Source organism: Gracilimonas sp., from assembly GCF_031581265.1.
Taxonomy (GTDB): Bacteria; Bacteroidota; Rhodothermia; order Balneolales; family Balneolaceae; genus Gracilimonas.
In genome coordinates, this window is record NZ_JAVLBQ010000015.1 from 1 (window position 1) to 25,857 (window position 25,857).

Annotated in this window: 20 protein-coding genes and 1 tRNA gene; 9 read left to right on the forward strand and 12 right to left on the reverse strand. The window is 42.1% G+C overall.

Features of this window, described 5'->3' with window-relative positions; translation table 11 throughout:
• The 7 genes from RI561_RS07070 to RI561_RS07100 form a co-directional block, all read right to left on the reverse strand.
• Positions 1–611, reverse strand: a 611-nt coding sequence (locus RI561_RS07070; RefSeq protein WP_395079531.1) for a sodium/proton-translocating pyrophosphatase, incomplete at its 3' end; no start/stop codon positions are given.
• Between the two features lie 47 nt (positions 612–658).
• A complete protein-coding gene (gene pth, locus RI561_RS07075) occupies positions 659–1,216 on the reverse strand; it encodes an aminoacyl-tRNA hydrolase (RefSeq protein WP_395079532.1) in 558 nt (185 codons plus the stop codon).
• Between the two features lie 37 nt (positions 1,217–1,253).
• A complete protein-coding gene (locus RI561_RS07080; protein ID WP_395079533.1) occupies positions 1,254–1,973 on the reverse strand; it encodes a 50S ribosomal protein L25 in 720 nt (239 codons plus the stop codon).
• An 18-nt stretch (positions 1,974–1,991) separates the two neighbouring features.
• Positions 1,992–2,924, reverse strand: a complete 933-nt coding sequence (locus tag RI561_RS07085; protein WP_395079534.1) for a ribose-phosphate diphosphokinase — start codon at positions 2,922–2,924, stop codon at positions 1,992–1,994.
• A gap of 107 nt (positions 2,925–3,031) precedes the next feature.
• A tRNA-Gln gene (locus RI561_RS07090) sits at positions 3,032–3,102 on the reverse strand.
• A 48-nt stretch (positions 3,103–3,150) separates the two neighbouring features.
• Positions 3,151–4,317: a DUF2851 family protein gene (locus RI561_RS07095; RefSeq protein WP_395079535.1), complete on the reverse strand. Its 1,167-nt coding sequence runs from the start codon at positions 4,315–4,317 to the stop codon at positions 3,151–3,153.
• On the reverse strand, positions 4,310–4,621 hold the full coding sequence (locus tag RI561_RS07100; protein ID WP_395079536.1) for a YtxH domain-containing protein: 312 nt from the start codon (positions 4,619–4,621) through the stop codon (positions 4,310–4,312). The genes RI561_RS07095 and RI561_RS07100 overlap by 8 nt, the downstream gene beginning before the upstream one ends.
• A 123-nt stretch (positions 4,622–4,744) precedes the next feature.
• Between RI561_RS07100 and RI561_RS07105 the strand changes: the two genes are divergently transcribed.
• Genes RI561_RS07105 through RI561_RS07120 form a run of 4 tightly spaced genes read left to right on the forward strand, consistent with a single transcriptional unit; the run spans position 4,745 to position 8,166 of the window.
• A complete protein-coding gene (locus RI561_RS07105; protein ID WP_395079537.1) occupies positions 4,745–5,242 on the forward strand; it encodes a phosphoribosyltransferase family protein in 498 nt (165 codons plus the stop codon).
• Between the two features lie 11 nt (positions 5,243–5,253).
• The gene (locus tag RI561_RS07110; protein ID WP_395079538.1) at positions 5,254–6,129 is read left to right on the forward strand and encodes a DUF3078 domain-containing protein; all 876 of its coding nucleotides are present in this window, start codon (positions 5,254–5,256) and stop codon (positions 6,127–6,129) included.
• Positions 6,129–7,469, forward strand: a complete 1,341-nt coding sequence (locus RI561_RS07115; RefSeq protein ID WP_395079539.1) for a pyridoxal phosphate-dependent decarboxylase family protein — start codon at positions 6,129–6,131, stop codon at positions 7,467–7,469. The genes RI561_RS07110 and RI561_RS07115 overlap by 1 nt, the downstream gene beginning before the upstream one ends.
• Before the next feature lie 28 nt (positions 7,470–7,497).
• A complete protein-coding gene (locus tag RI561_RS07120; protein WP_395079540.1) occupies positions 7,498–8,166 on the forward strand; it encodes a hypothetical protein in 669 nt (222 codons plus the stop codon).
• A 154-nt stretch (positions 8,167–8,320) separates the two neighbouring features.
• Here the strand turns inward: RI561_RS07120 and RI561_RS07125 are convergent, their stop codons facing one another.
• Together RI561_RS07125 and RI561_RS07130 are read right to left on the reverse strand one after the other, a co-directional pair.
• A complete protein-coding gene (locus RI561_RS07125) occupies positions 8,321–9,427 on the reverse strand; it encodes a carboxypeptidase-like regulatory domain-containing protein (RefSeq protein ID WP_395079541.1) in 1,107 nt (368 codons plus the stop codon).
• A gap of 62 nt (positions 9,428–9,489) precedes the next feature.
• Positions 9,490–12,825 carry an amidohydrolase family protein gene (locus RI561_RS07130; protein ID WP_395079542.1) on the reverse strand — a complete coding sequence of 1,112 codons (3,336 nt, stop codon included), beginning with the start codon at positions 12,823–12,825 and terminating at the stop codon, positions 9,490–9,492.
• A 463-nt stretch (positions 12,826–13,288) separates the two neighbouring features.
• Between RI561_RS07130 and pyrF the strand changes: the two genes are divergently transcribed.
• The 5 genes from pyrF to RI561_RS07155 all read left to right on the forward strand — a co-directional run bounded on the left by pyrF (position 13,289) and on the right by RI561_RS07155 (position 18,318).
• Positions 13,289–14,128 (forward strand): orotidine-5'-phosphate decarboxylase, encoded by an 840-nt coding sequence (pyrF, locus tag RI561_RS07135; RefSeq protein ID WP_395079543.1) that lies wholly within the window; start codon positions 13,289–13,291, stop codon positions 14,126–14,128.
• The gene (rnhA, locus tag RI561_RS07140) at positions 14,121–14,564 is read left to right on the forward strand and encodes a ribonuclease HI (RefSeq protein WP_395079544.1); all 444 of its coding nucleotides are present in this window, start codon (positions 14,121–14,123) and stop codon (positions 14,562–14,564) included. Before pyrF ends, rnhA begins: the two co-directional genes overlap by 8 nt.
• A 152-nt stretch (positions 14,565–14,716) precedes the next feature.
• A complete protein-coding gene (locus RI561_RS07145; protein ID WP_395079545.1) occupies positions 14,717–16,036 on the forward strand; it encodes an LVIVD repeat-containing protein in 1,320 nt (439 codons plus the stop codon).
• Between the two features lie 30 nt (positions 16,037–16,066).
• Positions 16,067–16,621, forward strand: a complete 555-nt coding sequence (locus tag RI561_RS07150; RefSeq protein WP_395079546.1) for a hypothetical protein — start codon at positions 16,067–16,069, stop codon at positions 16,619–16,621.
• The gene (locus tag RI561_RS07155; protein ID WP_395079547.1) at positions 16,621–18,318 is read left to right on the forward strand and encodes a multicopper oxidase family protein; all 1,698 of its coding nucleotides are present in this window, start codon (positions 16,621–16,623) and stop codon (positions 18,316–18,318) included. The genes RI561_RS07150 and RI561_RS07155 overlap by 1 nt, the downstream gene beginning before the upstream one ends.
• 288 nt (positions 18,319–18,606) lie before the next feature.
• Here RI561_RS07155 and tsaD read toward each other — a convergent pair whose 3' ends face one another.
• The 3 genes from tsaD to dnaK form a co-directional block, all read right to left on the reverse strand.
• Positions 18,607–19,581, reverse strand: a complete 975-nt coding sequence (gene tsaD, locus RI561_RS07160; protein WP_395079548.1) for a tRNA (adenosine(37)-N6)-threonylcarbamoyltransferase complex transferase subunit TsaD — start codon at positions 19,579–19,581, stop codon at positions 18,607–18,609.
• 613 nt (positions 19,582–20,194) lie between these two features.
• The gene (locus RI561_RS07165) at positions 20,195–23,272 is read right to left on the reverse strand and encodes a peptidase S9 (RefSeq protein WP_395079549.1); all 3,078 of its coding nucleotides are present in this window, start codon (positions 23,270–23,272) and stop codon (positions 20,195–20,197) included.
• Positions 23,273–23,770: 498 nt separating this feature from the next.
• Positions 23,771–25,735 (reverse strand): molecular chaperone DnaK, encoded by a 1,965-nt coding sequence (gene dnaK, locus RI561_RS07170; protein ID WP_395079550.1) that lies wholly within the window; start codon positions 25,733–25,735, stop codon positions 23,771–23,773.
• Between the last annotated feature and the right edge of the window lie 122 nt (positions 25,736–25,857).

The following is a 25,857-nucleotide window of genomic DNA, read 5'->3' on the forward strand; positions in this document are numbered from 1 at the left end:
CCTACAAGGTCCGCTCCTACATCGGCAGCTTTAGTATAGATACCACCGCCTACACGTGCAAAAAGAGCAATAGAAGATGCCCCAAAAGAAAACCCGGTTACAACAGCCAATACTTTATTCACTGCACCGGCTCCTTCAAGACCAAAATACATTCCGAAAATGATAAACAGCAAACTAAGTCCCAAAACACCAAGACCAACAACACCAAGCCCCATAACAGAACCGCCGGCAAACGCTACTTCAAGACCTTTACCAAGGCTTGTTCGTGCTGCATGAGTGGTTCTAACATTGGCTTTGGTTGCAACCTTCATACCAATAAAACCGGCAAGACCGGAACAAATTGCACCTACAATAAAGGAAATGGCAACCATCCAGCTAGAAGTTGTTGGATCAGCGCTAAAAGCTAATAAAACAGCTACAACAGCTACAAAGATAGAAAGTACTTTATATTCCGCTTTAAGAAAGGCCATCGCTCCAGAAGCAATGTGCTTGCTGATGCGTTCCATTTTTTCTGTCCCGATTTCCTGCTTGGAAACCCAAGAAGTTTTAAAAAGAGTGTACAAGAGTGCAAGCACCCCAGCCACCGGTATTAAATACATGATTGTTTGCATAGTTCCGATTGCGTTAGTTGTGATTTACTTGTGCCCTTAAGGCTGTATTAATTAAAATGGTTCATCGTTTTTTGAATGCCTTCCCGTGTAAAATAAAGAGCAGCATCATGGGCTTTATCAATACCCTCTTCTAAATACTTTTGATCAGTTTTTTTAAATGGAGATAAAACATAATCAACTTGTTTGCCTCTTGGAAAATCGTTACCGATTCCAAATCGTAAGCGGGGGAAATCCCTGCTTCCCAACAGATCAATAATATTCTGTATTCCATTATGGCCACCGGCACTACCCGTTGATTTAAGCCTGACATCACCTACCTCCAGGTTTAAATCATCATAAACAATCAGGCAATTTTCTTTATCTGATTTATATGACGAAAGGGCTTTACGCACTGCCAGCCCACTTTTATTCATATAAGTAGTGGGCTTTATCAATACGACATTTCTGCCTCTGTGTCTGCCCTCTGCAACCACAAAAGGCCCGTTGCCCGGGCCAAATGTAGTAGAAAGTGTTTCTGCTAATGCATCAACAATTTCAAAACCAATGTTATGGCGCGTACCTTCATACTCCTGCCCAATATTTCCTAATCCTACGATAATGGACATGATTGAAGGCTTGCGTTACAAGGTTGAAAGTTTAGAATTATTCTTCTGTACTTTCGTCAGACTCTTCATCTTCACCTTCTGCAGGCTCCTCACCTTCAGCTAATTCTTCTTCACCTTCAGCAACCTCTTCTCCTTCAGCAGCCACTTCTTCTTCAGCTTCATCCGTAACTCCGGCAACAAGACTTTCAAGGAAATCAGCTCCTTTAGGAGGACGAATAGTTACTATCGTTCGGCTCATATCATCCAAAGGAATAATGCCTTCAAGATCCAAATCTGAGATATGGAAAGACTGACCAATACCTAATTCACTGATATCAATCTCGAATTCTGCAGGAATCACTTCCGGAAGAACTCGTACTCGTACAAAATTCATAGGCTTGAATACACGCCCACCGTCTTCTACTACACCTCTTGCGCTACCAGTAATTTTTATAGGAACTCGGATGGTAACTTTATGACCATCTGCAAGAACATAAAAATCAGCGTGAACAGGACGGTCAGTAACCGGGTCAAATTCAGTTCTTTTTAAAAGTGTTTTATATGTTTTTCCGTCAACAGTTAGTTCCTGAAGCTTCGTTTGAGGCTTTCTGAGAATTTTTTCTAATTCAAGTTCGTCAATGGAAAAATGAACATTCTCTTCAATTTCAGGACCATAGAGTACCGCAGGAACGCGAAGTTCTTCTCTAAGCGCTTTATTCGCTTGTCTGCTGGTCTCTCTTTTCTTTCCTTCAAGTTTTACTAATTCTGGGTATGCCATAATGCGTTTACCTTAATCTTAATTATCAAACAGTGCACTGATTGTGTCGTTAGTATGTATGCGTTGTATAGCTTCAGCAAATATATTCGCAATGCTCAATACCTTTATCTTCTCTGAAGGTTGGCGAAGCTGAACCGTATCTGTTACTAACAACTCGTCAATTGGCGAATCTTCTATTCGCTGATATGCCGGACCCGACAAAATCGGGTGTGTACAAATTGCGATAATGTTTAGCGCTCCTCTTTCTTTCAGAGCTGCTGCTGCATTCGTCAATGTTCCGGCGGTGTCGATTAAATCATCGACTATTAACACATTCTTTCCTTCCACTTCTCCAATCAGATTCATAATCTCTGATTCATTGGCTTTGGGTCTTCTCTTATCAATAAAAGCTAAACTCGCGCCTAACTTTTTAGAATATGCCCGCGACATTTTAAGGCTACCTACATCAGGCGCCACTACAACCAAATTATCTATTGGATTGGAGGTGAAATGATCAATAAAAGCCCTGCTTGCATATAAATGATCAAGAGGGATATCAAAAAATCCTTGTATCTGAGCAGCATGTAAATCCATGGTCAGAATTCGATCTGCACCGGCTTGAACCAATAAGTTTGCCATCAGCTTCGAAGCAATGGATACCCGCGGCTGATCTTTTCGATCTTGGCGTGCATATCCAAAATATGGAATTACTGCTGTTACCCGTTTCACAGATGCCCTTTTTGCTGCATCTAATAAAAGCAACAACTCTAAAATATTATCTCCAGGCGGTGGTGTGGATTGTATGACAAAAATATCCTCACCACGAATGCTTTGCTCATATTTAACATATTGCTCACCATCAGAAAATTTCCGGATAGTAACTTCACCTAATGTTGTACCATATTCTTCGGCAATTGCTCTTGACAGAGCCGGGTTACTGGTACCGGAAAAAATCGCCAGGGGAGTATCCACAAGTGCGGGCTTTCTATTTAGGTTAATTTAATATGGTTTATTTATCTGCCAATCATTGACAAATAAACAAAAAGGATGGCTTACCAGTCATCCTTTTAAAATCTGTGTTGCCCGGGGAGGATTCGAACCCCCACTGACTGGACCAAAACCAGCTGTCCTGCCATTAGACGACCGGGCAATGCATGTCGTTGACAGACTCCAAAGATAGAAATCACTTTAAAAGCAATCAAGACTGAATCGCATTTTTTAGTACAAAACATTCTGAACACCGAACGGGACCACAATATGATTTTAATTGATGTATAGTCCCTAGTTTTTTGCGATATAATTTTGAATCAACCGGCAAAAAATTGAACTTTTTAAGTAATGAAGAGGGAATCGGTGTTTTCAATTCTTTCCATTTTGAGAGTACTTCTTCGGAAAGCTTTTGATGGGCATATAATTTTGATAATACATACAAGGAAGGCAGGAAAACTGTACCATATAATATTTCCATTCTTGAAGAGCGTTTCACAGAAATATTTTGCGTCCATGTTTGCCACAGATTTAAGGAACGGATGCTTAAAAAATCTTCAAAGGAATTTGCTAAAATTTGAAGAGTAATTACTACCGCCTGCTCTATTCGTTTTTTTGGATGATTGGCGGGACGTACTGATTTAAAATTCCAGCTTATATCAGATGTTTCTTCTCCTACCCCTGCTAAATTCTTAGCCAAATGGATACCTTCCTTTACAGAACCACCCTTCCATCTTTCTAAAAAATACCGGGCTGTTTGCTGCATGGACTGCCGGTTATATGAAATACCCAATCCATCCCAAACGGATAGTATCAATGCATGCTTCCATGCTTTTGAAGGGAGTAGTTCCGGGTTATAAAATTTCAGAAAGTCATCCGATTTCTTTTCAAAATATTCGATGTGTGCTTTCTCTATTTGCTTAAGAAAAGCTTCTTCTGAAATAAAATTTAAAGCTGAACCACAAGGGAGTCCTTTTGTAGTTTGAAAGCTTTTAAGAAATACTTTCAGTTCATCCGGTAAATAATTTGATAAATTTAAGATATACGGCTTTGCCCCATTTTCGCATGTAACTTCTCTATTCTCTCCTTCTGCTACTACATGAAGTACCACCGTATTGAAATTTGGATCTTTATCATGACCATGTGCATGCCAGCCATTACTTTTTAGGTGAAGTTCTATATCTCCGTACCATTTTACCCCACCAATATCTAATTTGGCTTGTTTAAAATCAGGGCCATCGGTACTGTTAAGGCTTCCCGGATTAATGATTTGGACACGTTCTCCGCTAGCGGTTTCGAGTTCCGCAAAGTCGAAAAGTAAATTTTCCCAGATCCATTGTAGAAAAGCTTCTGAATGCTGGAATTCAGATTTAGCCATTTTGAGTTAATTCTTCCAATTCTTCTTCCTCGGAGAAACTAATGTCTTCTGTAGCTTCATACAAATCGGGGAGAGAATCTTTGACCGTTTTTTTAATACCTTTAGATACACGATCGATCCTTTTCTCACTGTCGTTTTTAATTTTCCGGCCTTTGATTTCTAACCATCGTTTGGTTTCATCACTTTGATCTTTAACCCAGCGACGATTTTCTTTTCCACTTTTAGGAGTAAGTAATAAACCGGCCACGATGCCCCCGGTAAAGGCTGCAGCTCCAAATAATAATGTTCCAATTCCTTTTTTCATAGGTCTCTCTATTTTAGTTCAAGTTAACACTGTTAAGATAAGAATTTCGAGTATGTTTTTTTGTTATTTTTTGAACACTATGTATAGAAAACCCTACCTTTCAACGAAATTTAATATCGTCCTATGGAAAAGCAACTTACTTTAATGGATCAACCTCGCATCAAGCGCACACTAAAGCGTATTGCTATTCAGGTTTGGGAAAAAATAGAAGATGTCGACGATTTAATTATTATTGGGTTAAATGAACGGGGATTTGCGGCTGCAAATGAACTCGCCAACCATTTATCTACCTATACCGAAAATGCCTCACCTGTGTACCAATATACGGTATACGGTACTTCAACAGATACTAAGCTTCCGGATTGCAACGATAAATTTGTGCTTCTGGTTGATGATGTAATATTTAGCGGAAAAACCATGTTCAGTGCACTATCTGCTGTTTGCAGTATATACGATCCAAAGGCGGTTGAGATTGGGGTTTTAATTGACCGCGGACATCGTAAATTTCCTTTATCTACCAATATGTCGGGTATTACAGTGCCTACTGAAACCGGTGAGCACATTGAAGTAATGCTAAAAAATGGTCAGTTGGAAGAAGCTATACTTTTCAAAAATAAATAATTACATCACCAATGAAGTTTTTTACTAATTCTCTTTTATTAATCAGCATTTTTATTCTAAGCAGTTCTTTAACCACAGCTCAAAGTATTTCCATCCCGGATACCCTGAGTGGCTGGGATAAAAGCTGGACCGCCAGTGCCAATGGCTCACAGGCTGCCTATGACAATTGGTCTCAAGGTGGTGTAAGTTCCATAAGCGGTACTGCTTCATCTGTTTTTACTTTACTGCATCGAGATGGTCAATTTAGTTACGGATTTCGCACCAGCCTAAAATACGGCCAATCTAACATCAGAGATGGTGGTGTCAGAAAAACGGATGATCAGATTTCAATAAGAAATCGCTTTAATTACCTTTTTCGGAAAGATGGTTCTATTTCTACTTACGCTACCATTCATTTCAGAACCCAGTTTGATAAAGGGTACGAATATTCTGATCAAGCCGGGAAGCCGAACATTTTAATTTCCAGATTTATGGCTCCAGCCTATCTCAGCGAGGGATTAGGTCTCTCATTCAGCACCTCAAGCACATTCTCGCTTGAAGCTGGTTTAGGTCTTAAACAAACTTTTGTGACTGACGATAATCTTGCCTCTGTTTATGGATTGGAGCGAGGAGAAAATTTTCGTTCAGAGGGTGGTTTAACTACCGGTATCAATTTTGAAAAAGAAGTTTTTGAAGATATTCTGTACTCAAGTTCCCTGGAAACATTTACCAACTTACTTATTCCTGTTGATGAAACGGATGTATTCTGGTCTAATGAAATTGTTGGAAAAATTAACAGCATTGTAAGTGCCTCTTTCCAATTTGAACTTCGCTATGACAATGATTATTCCAGTGAGCTACAGGTGAAACAGGTTCTCTCAGCCGGTGTTTCTGTAAGCATTTATTAATGGATAAGCAGTCTAACAATACTTTAGATCAATCACTTAACGCATTAGAAGAATGGAAAAATTCTTTCGGTGAATGGGAGCAAGATTCAACACTTGTTGTTCCTTCACAAAAAGTGGAAAAAGTATTTGATCGTTTAGCCCAGCGGCTTCAATGTAATTTTCCGTTTCACCATCCAATTTATGCCGGGCAGATGCTCAAGCCCCCACACCCTTTAACTTGGGCAGCATATGCCATGGCGATGAGTATCAACCCCAATAACCATGCACTGGATGGAGGACCACCTTCTTCTGAAATGGAAAAGGAAGCCGTTGCCATGTTAGCTGATTTTTTTGGTTATGGTGATTCCCACTTAGGCCATCTAACCGCAAGCGGTACCATCGCCAACCTTGAGGCGCTTTGGGTTGCACGAGAATCTCATCCCGATAAAAAAATCGCCTACTCTGAAAACTCTCATTATACCCACGAAAGAATGTGTTCTGTATTAAGGGTTGAAGGAGTTAAAGTTCCTGTAATGCAAACCGGACTTTTTGATCTTGATTCCATCAATCCTAAAGAAATTGGAACCATTGTGGTGACTCTGGGTACCACCGGTCTTGGAGAAGTTGAACCACTGGATCAGATTTTACCCTGGGCAAAAAAACATGGCGTTCGGATTCATATAGATGCTGCTTATGGAGGTTTTTTCCGGGCATTAAAAAACTCCCAACTCATTGACGGGGCTTCATGGAATTTGATGCAAGAGGCTGACAGCATAGTTGTAGATCCCCATAAACATGGACTTCAACCTTATGGATGCGGCTGTGTACTTTTTAAAGACCCGGCTGTCGGTAAATTTTATAAACACGATTCTCCATATACCTATTTTACCTCAGAAGATCTTCACTTTGGAGAAATAAGTCTTGAATGTTCCCGGGCCGGAGCGGCAGCTGTTGCCTTTTGGGCTACCCTGCAAATGTTCCCGCTAAAAGAAAATGAAGGCTTCGGACCTATACTTACCAAATGCCGAAATGCAGCTTTAAAAATGTATGGCCTTGTGGAATCAAGCTCAAAACTTAGAGCATACAAAAAGCCGGAACTCGACATTCTTGGTTACTTCCCATGCAATGTTGTTTCGACTTCAGAAATTTCGGCTAAATCAAAAGAGGTATTCAAAAAGGGAATGAAAGACAAAACGTTCTATTTGTCTCTGTACCGCATCCCATCATCTATTTTTAAGATCCGCCACCCAAACTTTGAAATAGATTCTGAGAATGTTACCATTTTAAGAAGTGTGTTTATGAAGCCGGAACATCATCGTTTTGTGAATGAACTATTCAATAGAATTCAAAGTGCATGCTGATTAAATCAGCTTAAATATATCTTTAGAAATGAATACTGATATCTTCAAACTTATTTTCCAACACGACCAACGCCTTGATAAACTGGCAGAACGTAATACCTGCGATAATCCCAAAGAAATGGAATCAACGCTCGAAGATTTCATGAAACCTGACCCTACTTACTCTAAATTTTATCTTACAGGAACCGATCTTGCCAATGAACGATTTGGACTAAATATGCTGTCAGCATATGAGGAAGTTATTGGTGCATTAGAAACTGCCTTCCCTGATAAGAGTATCTTCACCCAAAAAGCTCAATTTCCTTCCCTTAGAAAAGCCATTCAGGATTTAGAATTGGGCAAAGTTTTTATCCTGTCAGATAATGAAGAAATCAATCTCGACATTTCCACTTTACACATTGATGTGAATTCCAATGTTGGACATCTGAAGGAAGAATTAAAAGAAGCCCTGGAAGCCGGACAAATTGTAGTCTATAAAGAACAGGCCAAAGATGGCTTTGATCTTCACATATTTTCCAAGAAAAATGTATATCGCGAGATGTTTTTCCCCCTCCAAAAATTAGTGCCCGATCACTTCCGCTTTTTCAGTATCAACGGCAAGAAGTTCAGGTCTGAACGGCATTTCTATTTCGAGACCTGGACCCTGGATCGCCCTCCCCACGGATTTGAAGAAGTACACCCTGAGACGGTTTTATAGTGACGAAGTGATAGAAGTGATTAAGTAGGCATTAGTTACTGAAGTTTCATACGACAAGTTCCGTTCGTTTCTCAAATTCTTAGAGGCAAAATGAAATAAACACTTCTGTATCTCGGTTTGAGGTTGTAGGGGAGGAAAAATTTATCATTTCACATCAATTATCGAACCTGATGTCATCGGGAAGAAAATTGGCTACTCTTTTATTTGACCATTCGCCATCAAACCGAATTGATTTTGGATCATTCAACTTCCCATTTTCCGAGATAAGAAAAATTCCGGATTGGTTTAGCGGTACCAGCCTGGACCGAGTCCTTTCCTCTTTTAAGTTGCTTCTCCTGCCATAAAGAATATCCACCGGCCGGCTTAGTTTAAAGGGTTTCCAGTTTCTGCTTATCTTTAAACGTGCCTTTGAGTTTCTAATCAAAAATTGATTTAATTCCACTTCATCAGGCCGTGCTACCTGAACCCGTGCATCGGTGCCTGGTAAAACTGTTTCGAATCTGTTGCGTGATAATTTATCATCATATAAACTGATAAAGAAATGTTTAGAAGAACCTTTGAAGACTCTCTCCCTAGTTTGATTCCATTCTCTTTGTTGTGCCCTGTTTACAGGCTCTAACTCCTCAAACAGGGAGTAAAACGTATAAAAATTTGTAAAGCCACTTAGGCCCCAGTTAAAATCAATAAGGTCGATATGTATTCTGTATCCGAGTGCATGGTTAGTTATAATAACAGGTTCAGATGCACTTGCACTTAAATTTCCATCGTCGTCTTTTTCAAAGTCGAGAACCCAGGGGTTTTCAATAACGGTCCGTTTAGCATATCGGTTTGTTCCAATAAAGTGGCGTTTGAACTCCTCATAATTTTGCTGCCACTCCTTGTTTGACCCTATTACCTCAACCTCATTTAGTTCAATAAGTATTGGTTCCAGCTCAATATTTATGTGATGTGAGCTTTGTTCAGAATCCAGATTCAACTCATATGTGTCGGTCTTATAACCAATAAAACTAAATACAACCGTTACACGACCCGTCAAATTGGTTGAAAATTCAAACTCGCCATTCGCATCTGTTGTGGTACCGATTGTAGTATGAGAGAGATATACATGTGCAGCCGAGATAGGTTTTCCAGTTTCCTTGTCAGTTACTACACCCTGAATAGAGTTCACCTGATGGTTATTCGATGATAGATATCCCGGAAATAGAAGGAGTACAAAAAAAGCCAGAGAGAAGCTATAGCTATATATGTATGTTTTCCCCATACTACAAACTATTAGTGTATGCTATTACAAGTTTAAATGAATATATATTATAAATTCGGCGTTTAATTATCAACTCCGGGAACCCCAACAGGCTCATTATTCTGCCACCAAAACGTTGGTAATTCTTTTTGATTTGGGAATACTTCATCCAGCGTTTCGGCTTCATACATATAACCGTTTTTTATTATGAACTCGAGATCCTTGGAATTGCGGATGTCTTCCAATGGATCAGAGTTTAAAATCAATAGATCAGCAAGTTTACCTTCCTCAATGGTTCCGAGATCGGTATCTAATCCAATTGCTTCTGCTCCCTGTATGGTGGCTACTTTTAGAATATCATGCTCAGAAATGCCACCGGCTTGCATAGCCCATAGCTCCCAATGGAAACCAAGTCCCTGTAACTGTCCGTGACTTCCTACACCGGCTCTGCCGCCTGCTTCCACTAAGTCTTTCACGAATACGGATAGCTCTTCAAATACGTGCTCCTCTTCCATAAACCATCCGGCCGTTCTGCGGCGGGTGCGTTCATCTAAGTTTTGATGTGGCATAAATCGCTGAAGCTTGGGCTCGTCATGTGGGCGTTCAATTGCATAATAATAGTTCTCAGCCCATGGCCCACCATACGCAACCAACAAAGTGGGTGTGTAAACAGTTCTGGAAAAGGCTGTCATATCGATCACATCTCTATATAGCGGAAATACGGGAAATGAATGCTCATGGCCGGGGTATCCATCAATAACCTGCGTTAAGTTTTCTTTGAAATCGAGTGAGCCTTCGGTTGTTGGCATGAGCTCCATTTCTCTTGCAGCTTGAATAATCCACTGTCGCTGTTCGCGATTTCCAGCTCCATACATCTTGATTGTTTTAGTGTCGTAATAATCACTGTAACGCTTCATCACTTCGCGGGCATGATCTAAGTCGCTTATATTTTCACTGCTGAAAACACCCGGGCCGGTAGAATACACTCTTGGACCCAATAGTTTTCCGGCATGAACCAGGTCTTGGTAGGTCAGCACATCCGTAGTTGCTGTTTGTGGATCTCTGGTGGTGATCACCCCATAAGCCAGGTTCGTAAGATAACTCCAAAACTCACCACGGTGTAAATTTACAGGATGGCGAAAATGCGCGTGCGTATCAACAAAACCGGGAATAATAGTCTTACCGGAAACATCTTTGATCTCAGCGCCCGATGGGATCTCAACTTCACCCCGTGCTCCTAATCCCACGATTCGATTATTTCGAATTACGAGATCGGCATTTTCAATGATCTCATCGCCGTTCATGGTAATCACTTTGGCACCGCGAAGCACTAATTCACCTTCAGGGATGTCACGGTTGGCCATCACACTGATTCGGATTTCCTGCGGTTGATATCCTTCTTCTTTTTCTTCCTCCTCTTGATCTTCTTCGGATTCCTCTTCACTTTCTTCATCAGATTCGGATTCTTCTTCCTCCTCAGCCTCCATCTCGGCGGCCGCTTCCACACTATCCTGATAAGCTTCTTCAGCTTCAAAATCATAAATCACGTGAGCATTTCCGATAGACCAGTGTGCTCGATTGGCATCCCAACTCCAGGCCGGGAATTGACCTCCGATATCAGTTAGTTGGTTACTTGGAAATGCACTTGAAGAACCTCCCACTCTAATACTTGGAGCTTCACCACCAACCTGAGGAACCGTCACTACAAAAAGATCTGTGCCAATTTGAGCCAGGGCCTGATCACCTTCTGGAGCCATGCGAATCCAAGAAGCACGGCCTCCACCACTACGGGTGACTTCCAGATGCTCTTTTTCATCGGTTCCATCCCAGCGAATAGACGTCAAACCCATCCAGCTTGAAAGATAGATACGGTTCGAACTTTTAATAAAGTGCGGATTCGACCGGCCATTGGTATACGTAATGAAGTTATTTTCACTTCCATCCGCATCAATCCAAATCAAATCACTGGTTCCCTGAAAAGCAGACCGACGAGTAGCATTTCTGAAATCCTGAGGTTGTCCTTTAATCACCACTATACGATCCCCGTCATTATTCCAAACAGGATCTTGAAAAACGCCCTCTTCCTCATTCAGTTGCTGTAGCCTTCTTCCATTGGGACGAACTTTGTACAATTTCCCGGTTTCCGGTGTCCAGGTTACGAAAGCAATCCATTCTCCATCCGGTGACCATACCGGTTGTGCCTGCGTTTCATCCAGATCAACTAACTTCTCCGGTTCACCATCCGGCAACTCCATCGTGTAAATCTCATTTAGGGCAGTGAAGGCAATTGTACTTCCATCCGGTGAAGGAACTGCATCCCGGATCTGAGTAATTTCAAACTCTGGAGTGTCTTCAATAGGATAATCGAAATCCAGTTCAGGGCCTAAGTCAATGCTTCCTGTAACACGAAATGGGATCTCTTCCGCATCTCCTCCATCAATAGGAAGTTTCCAGATCTTTCCGCCATATGAAGTCACAACATATTCGTTATCCGGTGTGAAGGACATTCCGGGCAGCACATCCCGCGAAGCTCTCGACTCCTGATCATCGTGCTGAACGGGATAGGCCAGCCAGCTTTCATCTCCGGTTTCCAAATCACGTTTCACCAAACCGGTATGCTCATCGTGACGGGTTCCATATACCAGCCACTTGCCGTCACTCGAAAGTGTGGCTCGAAATGATGATCCATATCGATCGCTTTGCGTCGTGATATCTCCTGTTTCCCGATCATAAGTTGCAATCTGGTACTGCGGCATAGATGCGTTGTAATCCCATGTCCCCGACCTTCTTGAAAACCATACATACCGGTCATCCGCTCCAAAAGCACCCTCCGTCATACGAAGATTTCCCGGTTCATCTACCAGGGGTGTTCCGGAACCACCGTCAATGTGATACATCCAGATTTTATGGTTTCCTGGATCGTCCTTTGAAGCTATTATATATTTGCCATCCGGAGTCCACTCAGGGGACTGATACTCATTGTCTTTACCCCTTGTAAGCTGTTCCGTTTCTTCATTCTCCATATCATAGATCCAAACACCTTCTCCGCCGGAGGCATCCGAGATAAAAGCAATTTTTGTGCCCTCCGGGTTGAACCGGGGCTGACTGTCGAACTGCATCCCTTCTGTAATCTGAGTTGCTTCTCCACCCTCCATCGGTATGGTGTATAAATCTCCCAAAAAATCGAACACAATAGTTTCGCCATCAGGACTTACATCAAGCGAAATCCATGATCCTTCCGTCAAGTCAAAAGAAAATTCACGACCGGGTTCAAGAGGCAAGTCATTGAGTTCTTCTGATTCAGTTGAATCAGATTTAGTGTCTTCATCCTGCCCCATCACCATTTCGGAAGTGAATGGAATGATTAAGACCATTAAAAATAATTTCAAAAAATTGGATACAGTATCAGTCAGTTTCATAGCAAACTATTTGTTTTTAGTGAATGAGAGAAGCTAAAAAATTGCCAAAGCTCCCCAACGATTCCACAAGTATAAACAAGCAACAGGTGGATTGCCACGAAATCTCAAAAACACAAAAAAATGCTGAGCCTGCTCCTGAGGTAAAATATGTTCTCCCCTAATACCAATACCAGGTCAAATTTTGGGTAACCGATCTAATCTCCTTAAACCATTTTGAAATGGGAAATCGAAAAAGTATCCCCAACGAGATGTTGGAAACGAGTACTAACCCTGTAATTTTCAGCGATGATCCGCTCAATCCTTGTTATCAGCGTTCTATTCCCTAGTTTATCAAAGCTCCTGTTTACGTAATCATCTTTAGACAATTTCTTGCTTAACTTGACTTTTTTTCTGTTTTAGAGATTTCGTGGCAATGCCAAACATTGGATTTCAGAAATGTTATCTTCCTCAAAAATTTTCATCTATGACTTTCTCCAAAAATCTAAAAAAATCAGTTTCCAATACCGGGTCAGTACTTTGTGTAGGACTGGATCCTAACCTCGACCTTCTCCCACAGCCGGTCAAAGAACAATTTGATTCCCCCGAAGAACAGGTTATCTATTTTTGCAAACTGGTAATCGATTACACGGCGGAGCACTGTGCAGCATTTAAACCTAATCTCGGATTTTTTGAAGCACTGGGTCCAAATGGTCTTTTAGTTTTTAAGGAAGTCACACAACACATTCCGAATGATAAAATCATTATTGCCGATGCCAAACGCGGCGATATAAGCTCAACAGCGGAACATTATAAAAAAGCGTTTTGGGATGAATTTGAGGTGGATGCCATCACCGTAAATCCACTTATGGGATTTGAAACACTTGAGGCTTTTTCAAAAGATGAAAGCAAAGGTATATATGTACTGACTCTGACTTCCAATCCCGGTGCCAGTGATTTTCTTAAACAACCATTTGGCGGTTTTGATATAATGGCACAATTTATAGCTAACCAACTGGCAATAAGAGTTTCCACTTCTGATGCACATTTAGGAATGGTAATCGGAGCCACGCAAGCAGAAGAGGCAGCATCTGTATTATCTCATCATCCCAAAGGAGCCCTTTTAATTCCGGGTATAGGAGCCCAGGGCGGCTCCATTTCAGAGTTAAGTAAATCCTTAAAAAATCACCAAGGGATTCCTCTTGTTAGTTCAAGCCGAAGTATTATTTATGCCGGAAAAGATGAAGGCAACTGGCCCGAACATGTAGCTGAAGCTGCAAAATCCATGAAAAAACAGCTGAACCAGATTACCAATCAATATGTCTAAGAAACCCGAAGTTATTGTTTATACCGATGGTGCCTGCAGTGGGAATCCGGGTCCGGGCGGCTGGGGCGCAGTTCTAAGATGGAATGGGAAAGAAAAAGAATTATCCGGCGGTGATCCCCAAACCACCAATAACCGCATGGAAATGAAAGCCGTCGTTGAAGCCCTGAATGCACTAAAGAAACCTTGTACGGTTAAAATTCACAGTGACAGTGCCCTGATCATAAATGCTTTTAAACAGGGATGGATAAAAAATTGGCAGAAACGCGGCTGGAGGAAATCCAATAAAAAACCGGTGGAAAACAAAGAACTCTGGCAAGAAATGCTAAAAGCCATGGAACCTCATAAAGTCATATGGGTGAAGGTAAAAGGTCATGCAGGAATAGAATTGAATGAGCGGGCTGACCAATTAGCGGTAGCAGAATCACAGAAATTTTAAGTGTTTGAGTTTCAAATGTTAAATGGAATACCGAGCCATTTAACATTTAAAACTTAGCATTCAACATTCACAAGATAATATTTGTGAAGTCATTTCCATTTCCGGCAAGTATTTTGTAATTATCAGTCTCTTATTAACGAAAAAAAAGATGTATGTATAAGTCAATTATTTTTCTGGTGATTCTATTTCTAAACGTGAGCGGATTCTCCGTTATGGCTCAGCAAAACGACGAGCTGCCAAAGCGGAGTGATAATCTTGAAGTTCTCTCACATGTCCCCCTTGGAGCCCCTTTAAGTGTTACGGATATTGTGATTGAACAGGAAATGGACCGACCCTATGCCTATGTAGGCAGAATGCAGGCAGAGAAAGGATTTGATATCATTGATCTCTCAAATCCAGAGAAAGCAGAAGTGATTTATCGCTGGAGAATGCCCAACGAAGAGCTTCACGTTGGCCTCGGTGGAATGGATCCCAAGTATTTTAAGCATAATGATCGATACTATGTAGTGCAGTCGCTACAGTTTTTCCAAGGCGGACCAAATACCGATGCAGGAGCAGTTGTTGTTGACGTAACAGGTTTACCGGATGTGAGCAAAGTTGAAACAGTGGGCTATGTTCGGAATGCAGAACATCCAGGTGGATTCCATAATATATTTATGTACAAGCATTCGGATGGACGCCCCCTCCTGTTTGCCACTACTTCAGGAGATGCAGCATATGTTTATGATCTTGGAAAATTCGTAGAAGGTGAAGAAGACATTCTTGCCGGAACGGTTCCAAACCCTGATACTCCTGCTCGCAGAGCTGGTGCATCACTGGGTTACCATGATTTTTACGTGGGTTACCACCCGGATAGTCAGCAAGATCGTTTTTATGGTGGTGGAGCCGGCGGTTATTTTGTGTTTGATGTTAGCGACTTCGAATCTGTGAATTTGATCGCTTCCGTAACAGGTGTCAGTGGAGTTGTTTGGGGACATACGGTTACTCCTTCTCCTGATGGTCGCTATATTGTAGGTGAGACGGAATACATGCATGCCCCTCTCCGAATTTTTGACCTCAAACCTGCCCTGGATGGTGAAGTTCAAAATATACGTCAGCCGATCAGTTCCTGGAATTTTGACTATGAGAATCTGGTACATAATCACGAAGTGAGATGGCCGTATCTTTTTGTATCCGGTTATGAGGATGGTTTATTAGTTGTTGATCTATTTAGTCCGGATGAGCCTAAAACCGTAGCTTATTACGATACCTTTTTGGGCAAGCATCAGTCCGGTATGTGCGGTGATAATACCTGTAACGGAGCCTTTGGCGTAGATGTTAGAAATGAAGACGGCCTAATCGTGGTAAGTGATATGGGAACCGGATTCTGGGCCTTTAAATTGGAAGATTTTCAGGGCTGGAATGGCCGCGGTTGGGGACTGCCAAATATCTCCAGTGCACAAAACTGGGATGAAGGACCTCAGGCAAACTAATTTTTTACCACAAGCTAATTTCATTTAGCAATGATACAGACGAGAAATCTTATAATTCCAATACTGCTGATCTGTGCGGCCTTTAGTTCTCAGCTGAAGGCCGAACCAGGTCCACCTATTCAGTGTGTGGATACCGGATCGGATTATTATACCATCGACTTGGTGACTACCAAGAATATTCCGGGCACCGGACAGGCTACCGGTAAAGCGGTGATGAAATTTTCTCCAAACCCTTTTGGCATATCCATCACAAAAGACGGTTCCTTCCGCCACCAGTTAGATATTCAAATCAACAAAGCCAACAAACCTGAAGAGGGCACCTTTGTGGCTTGGGTTACTACCCCCTCACTGGATAAGATCAAAATGATCGGTCCTCTTGATGAAAACATGGAAGTAAGCGGCACGGTAGAGTGGAATAAATATATCGTCGTGATCACTCTTGAAGAGGAAACGCCTGACCCAAATACAAATATGTGGTCCGGGTCCATTGCTTTTCGTGGTTTATCCAGAAGCGGACTCATGCATACTATGGCAGGTCATGGGCCTTTTGCCCAGGAACCCTGCGCTAAATACGGATACTATTAATGTTAAAGCTGTACCCTAAGATTTTTCTTTTTCTCCTGATTGTCGCAGGACTCTCCCATCCATTAATCGCCCAGCATGAACATCATAACATGGATGGTCAGACTATGGACATGGACACTGCCAAGGCCACATGGAGAATGCCTCCCATGAATATGGAAATGCCCATGATGCCTGGGATGCATAACAAATTACCTCCGGTTGAACCTTTTCTGGCCGGAATGGGACTAACCAAAGAAGATATCCCCTACGCAAAACCCCGTGAAATTTTAGATCTGGCAGACGGGGATACCGTTGCTCTTCAGGCTTCTATAGTCCGCCGAAGCTTGGAAGGGAAAGATTATGTGATGTATGGCTACAACGGTCAATATCCGGGTCCCTTACTGAAAGCTCCTCAGAACAGTACGGTGGTGGTAGAATTCAACAATCAGATCGAACTTCCTACTACCGTTCACTGGCATGGATTACGTCATGATTATCGCTTCGACGGAACGATGTTTTCGCAAGACCCGGTGCAAGTTGGTGAGTCTTTTACCTACGAATTGTTTTTCCGAGATGCCGGGGTGTACTGGTATCATCCGCATGTGCTGGAATATATTCAGCAGGACCTTGGGCTGTATGGAAACATGCTTGTAGAACCGCCAGAAGAAGATTACTACAGTCCGGTAAACCGGGAAGAGATGGTGATACTGGATGATATTCTCATCGACGATCAGGGCCTGATCCCGTGGGGAGAATCGAGTCCGAGTCATGCCCTGATGGGACGATTTGGAAACGTGATGCTGGTGAACGGAACAACCGATTACGAATTGAACGTGGATAAAAATGAAGTGCTTCGTTTTTACATCACCAATGTGGCTAATACACGAACTTTTAACATGGTGTTTGAGGGAGCTAAGGTAAAGGTGGTTGGCTCCGACATCAGCAAATTTGAAGAAGAAGTGTATACAGAGAATGTTCCAATCGCGGTGGCTGAGCGATATATCGTGGAAGTTTTATATGAAGAACCGGGGACCTACCCGATTTTAAACTCCATTCAGGCTATTAATCATTTTCGGGGAGAATTCTATCCACAAAAAGACACGCTTGGGATGGTTACGGTTTCTGAGAATGAAGTCGAAGAAACTTATACAGAAGACTTCAACACCCTGAGGGTGAATGAGGATGTGAAAACAGATATCGCCGAATTCGAAGATTATTTTGATAAGCCGGTGGACAAAGAATTGGAGCTGACCGTAGCTGTTCAAGATTTACCCATCCCAATCATGCAAGCCATGGAACTGGATACGGCCTATGTTCCCCACCTCGAATGGAATGATACCATGCCCATGATGAACTGGCTGTCGACTGGGAAACAGGTTAAGTGGATCCTTCACGATCCTGCTACCGGCAAGAAGAACATGGATATCTACTGGGATTTTAAGAAGGGAGATATTGTCAAGCTTAGGATCTTCAACAATCCTGATACTTTTCATCCTATGAATCATCCATTCCATATCCACGGGCAGCGCCACCTCGTATTAAATATTGACGGAGTGGAAAATCCCAACATGGTTTGGAAAGATACTTCCATCATACCGGTCGGTTCTACAGTGGATCTGCTGATCGAAATGTCAAATCCCGGCAAGTGGATGATGCACTGCCATATCGGCGAACATCTGGATGCGGGAATGATGATGGGTTTTGAGGTTGGGGAGTAGGTTACAGACGCTCGCAGGTAATCCTGAACCAAAACAGACTTATAAACCTGAGTCCATTATAAATATCAAAAAATTGTACTCCTGAGTGCTTAAAATACTTTATTAAAAATAGTTACTTAACGCGACGGACCGTGTCCGACCATCGGCCTGATCTCAAATTCCCAAATACTTTTGATGTTATTATTCTTTTGAGACTCTTCGCGTTAAACATGGGAAGTATTTGAAAATTATGATGCGCTCAGAGTGACAACTTTAGCTATTTTTATATCAATACAAATCAAACTCAGGCTACAAAGGCACCATATCCAAATCATCAAACTGACCCCGTTCGGCTTTCATTTTTCCGGTGATGGCGATCATGGCGGCATTATCGGTGCAGTAGCTTATTTTTGCGTAATAGAGCTGCACGTCCATTTCGTTGGCCATTTGTTGTGCTTTCTCCCGCAGCATGGAATTGGCTGAAACGCCACCGGCCAACAGTACCGTTTTCACTCCGGTTTTTTGGATAGCTTTCTTTAGTTTTTTAACCAACACTTCAGCAATCGCAAAAGAGACACTGGCACAAATATCATTCAGGTGATCCTGGATCCACTCGTCTTCTTTTTCCTGTAAATAATAGAGCACGCTGGTTTTTAGTCCGGAGAAACTGAAATCAAGTCCTTTGTGTAATAGTGCCTGGGGGAATTTATGGAAATTTGGGTCTCCTTCTTTAGCCAGTTTGTCCATATGCGGCCCCGCAGGATATGGCAGCCCCAGCAACTTCCCAATCTTGTCAAAAGCTTCACCGGCGGCATCGTCGCGGGTTTCACCTATGATCTCATGTTTAAATGCAGACTTCACATGAACCAGTTGTGTATGTCCCCCGGAGACGGTAAGTGATATCAGTGGGAAATCCGGTTCATGATCAATGAAGTTTGCATAGATATGGGCAGCCATATGGTTCACCCCGATCAGTGGAATATTTCTGGAGAGAGCCAGCCCTTTGGCAAAACAAATTCCAACCAACAGTGAACCAAGTAGTCCCGGTCCTTGCGTTACAGCAATGGCTTCAATGTCCTCTATTGAAACATCTGCTTCTTCGAGTGCCTGCTCTACCGTTTGGGTGATCGTTTTCTGGTGAGCCCGGGAAGCCAGCTCCGGCACCACGCCCCCAAATTTAAGGTGAACAGATTGCGAAGCTATGATATTGGACTGAATGCCCTGATCGGTAAGTACCGCTGCAGAAGTGTCGTCACAAGATGATTCGATGGCTAAAATATTCATATCCCAAAGATACGAATGTTGGGCTTAATCTACATTTCGAATGGAACGCAGATTACACGGATTTTCGCTGATTTGAAATAGACTGTTAAGCAACCTCGCAGGTTCTACACCATTGATGAATTATTTATTCCGTGACTATCCACAGCATCTGCGTTATCCGCGTTCTATTCCATCAGGTTATACTTATCTCAAATACAAAATTTATTTTTTATTTCTCTCAATGTCATTTCTATCTGACAAGCTTCTTGCAATTCGTTCTGTGTTAGCGGCTATTTGTTCTGTTGCGGTTATCAATCGCAATACCAACCATAAAACAACACCAATTATAATTGTGTAAATAATTAACGGAATAAGTACAAATAAAGAACCGGCTGCAAACATATTTTCTATGTATTAGTTATAGTTTAGTCTCATAAATAAGTTTTATTCTTCAGCCTTTCAATAACAAAATTTGCCTTATTTAATTCTTGGAGTATGATGAAGCCCCTAAACCTGAGTTCGATTAAAAGTTTCAAGAAGTTGTCATCCTGATCGCTTAGAATGCATTTTAATACGCTCAGAGTGACAACTAAAGCCTTTTGTAAATCAATATAAATCAAACTCAGGTTTAAACTCACCAGCCTGGTGATATCTGAAATCCAAATACTCCTGTTTTGTCGGGTCGCTGAAAGGGGACGGCGTAGTAGAATTCGGTAATCAAGTATCCCAGGATATTTATACGAAGACTTAAGCCGGTACTGAAAACAGGTACATTGTCTGACGTTTCATCGGTGGTCCATTTAAAATCCGGAGTACGAGTATCGCTCCAGGCAAGTCCGCCATCCACGAAAGCAGTAAGTGTACTGGGTAGTATCCTTGATCTGAATAATGCCAAATCCTCAACACCTGTAACCGGCAGCCGAACTTCAGCATTTAACACGCCTATTCGGTTGCCATAAAGGCGATCAAATTCCGGGCAACCATCCCCGGGAGAGTCACTGCATTCTACTGCGGTAAACGAACTTAAATTATAGCCCCTCACCAACCTTGGATTACCAACATAATTAGGACTCAACCGGCGGTCACCTAAATCTTCGAAATATCTTCCGCTGTGTAGGGCTCGGAAGCCAATCGTGATCGGTTCTACGTAAAAATATTTCTTGAAATCAGCCAAAGCCTCCACATAAGATAATGAGCCTACAGTCGGTGATACTTCAAACCGCATCCGGTGACCGTTAATTGGTCCCGTGAAAGCGGAAACTGAGTTATCCTCCACATAAGCTGTGGAAGCGTTAAATAAATTAAGTGGGGACGGCTCCAGAATATTCGCATCTGTAAACTCTCTTTTAAAAGGGACACCACGTCCCGAGAAATAAACTTGCTGTCGCTCAGTATCATACCAGAGATGTGTATATCCGGCTGAAAACTCAAATCGCTGAGTACCTGTGAGCGGATACAATCCCAAGGCAGAAATTCGTTCCTGAAATACTCGCTGCCTCAGGCTTATCACTGATACGGGAGCAATTACTTGCTCACCATCTAAAGTTGTGGTATCGTTTCTACTCGTGGCTCTCTTGGTATTTCTGTACACTTGGTGACTCGCCGAAGCCCCCCAAATAAACCTGTTATCCCGATTCAAGTAAGCTACCTGACCGGCTACATCCTGTATACGCCCCTGCATTCTGACTGTTGAAAAAAGCTGATGCTGATTCAGCATATCGCTGAAACTTACACTGACACCCCCTGCTACTCCGGCACCAAACTGACTGGAAATGCCTACACCCCCACCCCCGGTAATATAATCGAGCATTAGTTTAGGATGATAATCTTCTATACCAAAGCTGGTGTCGGCCGGTAAATCAGTAATTGGGTTTTCCAGATTGGATAGCATCTGGTAATTTCCTTCAGCAGTCCGTCCAGGTAAAGCATCTGAATTTGCAATTTGGAATGTTGGGCTTACCGGAGTACCGGCTTTCATATCTTCGTTGATCTGATAAACACTGTAGTTAGATTTTTCAAAAACCGTAGCCATCATCTCACCGGTATTAGATGCTACTGTTAAAGCAGGTGAAAGTTTACTAATTCCTGAAACACCTGTATTAGCATCGGTTACCCGATAAGCACTATTTGATGAAAATTCATACCTGAAAATATCACTAAAACCCTCATAATCGGATACAAAATAAATTGAACGGCCATCCGGGCTGTACTGAGGACTGATATGTTTTGCTTCCTCAAAGTAAGGCAATAACTCAATATCTCCAGTTTTAATAGTGAGTTCTGCAATTTTTGTATTACCGAATAACATCTTTTCAAAATCAGTATCTGATCCGCGATCAGTCACAAAAGCAATGTTACTGCCATCAGGAGACCAAGTGGGTTGTAAATCTGAATAGGAGTCTTGTGTTAAATTTTTCAGTGAATCTGTTTCTAAGTTGTATAGGTATAAATCGGTATATCCTCCATCAGCGCCGGAAAAGGCAATGGTATTACCATCGGGAGACCATGCCGGATTTGTGATCGCATCCACATCCCCAAAACTCAAGCGTCTTTCTATCTTCCCCGATTGTACATCAATGATTGCGATCTGGTTGTCTCCTTCTGCAAAAACGACGGCCGCAAATTTTTCACTATCCGGCGACCAGCTTCCTGAAGATTCAACAAATCGGAGTGCACTCAGGTGAGGGTCCATATTTGTGGACGTTAATTTTCGAATGATTTCCCCGGATTCAGCATCGGCAAGGAATAGTTCAATTGAAAAAATGTTCTTTTCTGAAATAAAGGCAATGTAATTTCCGTCGGGACTTAATGATGGGGCAACATTGATGGTCCCTGTATCCTTTTCTTCCCCTAGTATTAACTCTCCTACCTCATTGGGCTTTGACCTGATTTCAATATCATCTTTGTATTTATCCCTGATGGAATTTTGCCATAGCGTAGAAACGGAATCTCTTGATATCCCTAAAACATCCTTGAAGCCTTGATTCAATCCGTTTTTTGCTGAGGCTATATATAAATCTGACACAGATTCATCTCCCCAATTTCCTGCAATGAATGTCCAAACCGAATGACCAAATCTATAGGGAAAATATTCGCGACTATTTGACAATTCTTTTATAGTGGGTAAATCGTCATTTTGAAGGGCATCCCGAAGCCACATAGCCGTGTGTGGATCTTCAGGCCCAACAGAAAGATATTCAGCCATTCCCTCTATAAACCAAAGTGGTAATTGACTGGTTGACTGAATTCCGCCGATTTCGTCCTGACGAGCGATATCATATTGAAAAGCGTGCACCAACTCATGCCCAAGCACATGATTCGTGCTTTGATTGGCTTCCGCAAAAGGCATTACAATGCGATTTCTGAGTCCTTCTGTTACTCCTCCCGTGCCAACTCCTACTCGTGGAACTATATCATTTTGTTGAAAATCAGCATGGTTAGCATATATTATCAGTGGATTTGGTGAGCTAAAACTGTGCTCCAAAATAATGGAATGCCTCATATACCACCGTTCCGAAAGTCGCCCCAGATCTTTTATAGCTTTCTCTTCTTTAGGGTAATGATAGATATCAAAATGATCTGTTTTTAAGATCTGGAAGTCAAAGTCTTCATATTGCACATTGTATCTTCCAAAATATTGAGCCTCCAAAGAGAATGGAACGAGGGTTAAGATTAAAACAATGAGACTTAGTAATAATTTACGTAAAGACATTTATTCAGCTATCTGATTAATTTTATATCAACTTTTCATTTACACCAATAAAAAAGTTATTAGATAGCAAGCGTTCATTTTAATAACCATTTATACTTAAGACTATGATAAGTATTATCCTGAAAATTTTAGTCTTCTATAAAATCAGGATATTACAAGTTGCTTAATCTTTTGGAGGAAATTACGTAGGACGAATTAGGTGGGTTTTCGCTGATTGGATATGCTACCTACCAACTTCGTATTGTCAGCAGGTCCTACTTTTTGTTAAATCAATTTGCTCAGCGACCATCCGCTCAATCGGCGTCATCCGTGTTCTTTGCCAATTTCCGCTATTGTGAAAAACCCTTCCAGAATTCAAACAATTAGCCTAAATTTGGCAACCAGCTCAAGACTCTGGAAGGGGTGTGATTGATTTAAAACCCCAAAAAAATCCCGCTTCGGAAAACCAAAGCGGGATTTTTAAATTTATCGAGAGTAAGTGAGAAAACTCAGCTTACTTTATTTCTTTTCGTCTTCGTCGTCAACTACTTCGTAATCTGCATCAACGGCTTCTTCGCCATCTTCTGATTCTGAAGAAGCACCTTCTCCGTCAGTAGCACCTGCTGCACCCTGAGCTCCTGCTCCGGGACCACCTGCTGCGCCACCGGCGGCAGCTTCTTCCTGAGTAGCCTTATAGATTTCCTCGGAAGCACCTGACCAAGCTTGGTTCACAGCTTCTATAGCTGCATCAATCTCGTCCATGTTTTCTTCCTTATGTGCTTTCTCGAGGTTTTCAACGGCCTCTTCAATGGCTTTCTTATTTTCATCGGAAATCTTGTCACCGTATTCATCAAGCTGCTTCTTGGTTGAAAATACAAGACTGTCTGCCTGGTTGAGCTTTTCAATGCGCTCACGCAACTTCTTGTCTTCTTCTTCGTGCTCTTCGGCAGCTTGCTTCATTTTTTCGATGTCTTCTTCGCTTAACCCTGAAGAAGATTCGATTCGAATACTTTGCTCTTTTCCGGTTCCTTTGTCTTGTGCCTTAATGTTCAATACACCATTTGCATCAATATCGAATGTTACTTCAATCTGGGGCACCCCGCGTGGAGCCGGGGGAATTCCATCTAAGTGGAAGCGACCAAGCGTTCTGTTATCTTGAGCTTTGGCACGCTCACCTTGAAGCACATGAATTTCAACACTGCTTTGATTGTCGGCAGCGGTTGAGAACGTCTGTGATTTGCTGGTTGGGATCGTACTGTTGGCTTCGATCAATGGAGTCATAACACCACCCATTGTCTCGATACCAAGAGTAAGCGGGGTTACATCAAGCAGTACTACATCGTCAACATCGCCGGACATCACACCACCTTGAATAGCAGCTCCCACAGCAACAACTTCATCAGGATTTACTCCTTTGCTTGGATCTTTACCAAAGAATTCCTTCACCGCTTCCTGGATTTTAGGAATTCGGGTTGATCCACCAACAAGAATTACCTGATCGATTTCGGATTTATTCAACCCGGCATCATCCATTGCTTTTTTGCAAGGATCAATGGAGCGTTTCACCAAGTCATCCACCAACTGCTCAAATTTGGCACGGCTTATGTCGATATTCAGGTGTTTAGGTCCTGAATCCGTGGCTGTTACAAATGGTAAGTTAACATTGGTTTTTTGTGAACTTGAAAGCTCAATCTTGGCTTTCTCAGCAGCATCTTTGAGTCGCTGCATAGCCATTGGATCTTCGCGAAGGTCAATACCCTCGTCTTTCTTAAACTCATCAGCTAAGAAATCGATAATGCGCTCGTCAAAGTCATCGCCACCAAGGTGGGTATCGCCACTGGTTGACTTCACTTCAAAAACACCGTCACCTAATTCCAGAATAGAGATATCAAAAGTACCTCCACCCAAGTCATAAACTGCGATGGTTTGATCGGTTTCTTTTTTATCAAGTCCGTATGCAAGTGATGCCGCGGTGGGCTCATTGATAATTCGTTTCACTTCAAGTCCGGCAATTTTACCGGCTTCCTGCGTAGCCTTTCGCTGAGCATCATTAAAGTAAGCCGGTACGGTAATTACCGCTTCCGTTACTTTCTCACCTAAATACTCTTCTGCAGTTTGCTTCATTTTTTGAAGTACCATTGCAGAAATTTCCTGAGGTGCATACAGGCGATCTTCAATTTTTACACGAGCAGTATTATCGTCTGCTTTTGTAATTTCATACGAAACCTGCCTGGTTTCGTCTTTTACCTCATCATACATTCGCCCCATGAAACGCTTCACAGAAGCAACGGTTTTATCCGGGTTGGTGATAGCCTGACGTTTTGCAGGCGCTCCCACCAAGCGTTCACCATCTTTGGTGAAAGCAACAACTGAAGGCGTCGTTCTTCCTCCTTCGCTGTTTTGGATTACAACCGGCTCGTTACCCTCCATTACGGCAACACACGAGTTGGTAGTTCCTAAGTCAATTCCTATAATTTTTCCCATTGGTCTGTTCTGTTTTACTTTTTACTGTTATTAATATTCTTATCAATTTTCGTACCGACGCGGAGCGTCAGGTACAAGAGTCAGTATATATTTTTCTAAAACTCGTTACGATCGCTCTGCGT

Excerpts from the sequence above, each read along its gene's own strand:
- pth (WP_395079532.1), bottom strand. The coding sequence starts at position 1,216 with ATGTCCATTATCGTAGGATTAGGAAATATTGGGCAGGAGTATGAAGGT.
- RI561_RS07080 (WP_395079533.1), bottom strand. The coding sequence starts at position 1,973 with ATGGCATACCCAGAATTAGTAAAACTTGAAGGAAAGAAAAGAGAGACC.
- RI561_RS07095 (WP_395079535.1), bottom strand. The coding sequence starts at position 4,317 with ATGGCTAAATCTGAATTCCAGCATTCAGAAGCTTTTCTACAATGGATC.
- RI561_RS07100 (WP_395079536.1), bottom strand. The coding sequence starts at position 4,621 with ATGAAAAAAGGAATTGGAACATTATTATTTGGAGCTGCAGCCTTTACC.
- RI561_RS07105 (WP_395079537.1), top strand. The coding sequence starts at position 4,745 with ATGGAAAAGCAACTTACTTTAATGGATCAACCTCGCATCAAGCGCACA.
- RI561_RS07110 (WP_395079538.1), top strand. The coding sequence starts at position 5,254 with ATGAAGTTTTTTACTAATTCTCTTTTATTAATCAGCATTTTTATTCTA.
- RI561_RS07115 (WP_395079539.1), top strand. The coding sequence starts at position 6,129 with ATGGATAAGCAGTCTAACAATACTTTAGATCAATCACTTAACGCATTA.
- RI561_RS07120 (WP_395079540.1), top strand. The coding sequence starts at position 7,498 with ATGAATACTGATATCTTCAAACTTATTTTCCAACACGACCAACGCCTT.
- RI561_RS07125 (WP_395079541.1), bottom strand. The coding sequence starts at position 9,427 with ATGGGGAAAACATACATATATAGCTATAGCTTCTCTCTGGCTTTTTTT.
- RI561_RS07130 (WP_395079542.1), bottom strand. The coding sequence starts at position 12,825 with ATGAAACTGACTGATACTGTATCCAATTTTTTGAAATTATTTTTAATG.
- pyrF (WP_395079543.1), top strand. The coding sequence starts at position 13,289 with ATGACTTTCTCCAAAAATCTAAAAAAATCAGTTTCCAATACCGGGTCA.
- rnhA (WP_395079544.1), top strand. The coding sequence starts at position 14,121 with ATGTCTAAGAAACCCGAAGTTATTGTTTATACCGATGGTGCCTGCAGT.
- RI561_RS07145 (WP_395079545.1), top strand. The coding sequence starts at position 14,717 with ATGTATAAGTCAATTATTTTTCTGGTGATTCTATTTCTAAACGTGAGC.
- RI561_RS07150 (WP_395079546.1), top strand. The coding sequence starts at position 16,067 with ATGATACAGACGAGAAATCTTATAATTCCAATACTGCTGATCTGTGCG.
- RI561_RS07155 (WP_395079547.1), top strand. The coding sequence starts at position 16,621 with ATGTTAAAGCTGTACCCTAAGATTTTTCTTTTTCTCCTGATTGTCGCA.
- tsaD (WP_395079548.1), bottom strand. The coding sequence starts at position 19,581 with ATGAATATTTTAGCCATCGAATCATCTTGTGACGACACTTCTGCAGCG.
- RI561_RS07165 (WP_395079549.1), bottom strand. The coding sequence starts at position 23,272 with ATGTCTTTACGTAAATTATTACTAAGTCTCATTGTTTTAATCTTAACC.
- dnaK (WP_395079550.1), bottom strand. The coding sequence starts at position 25,735 with ATGGGAAAAATTATAGGAATTGACTTAGGAACTACCAACTCGTGTGTT.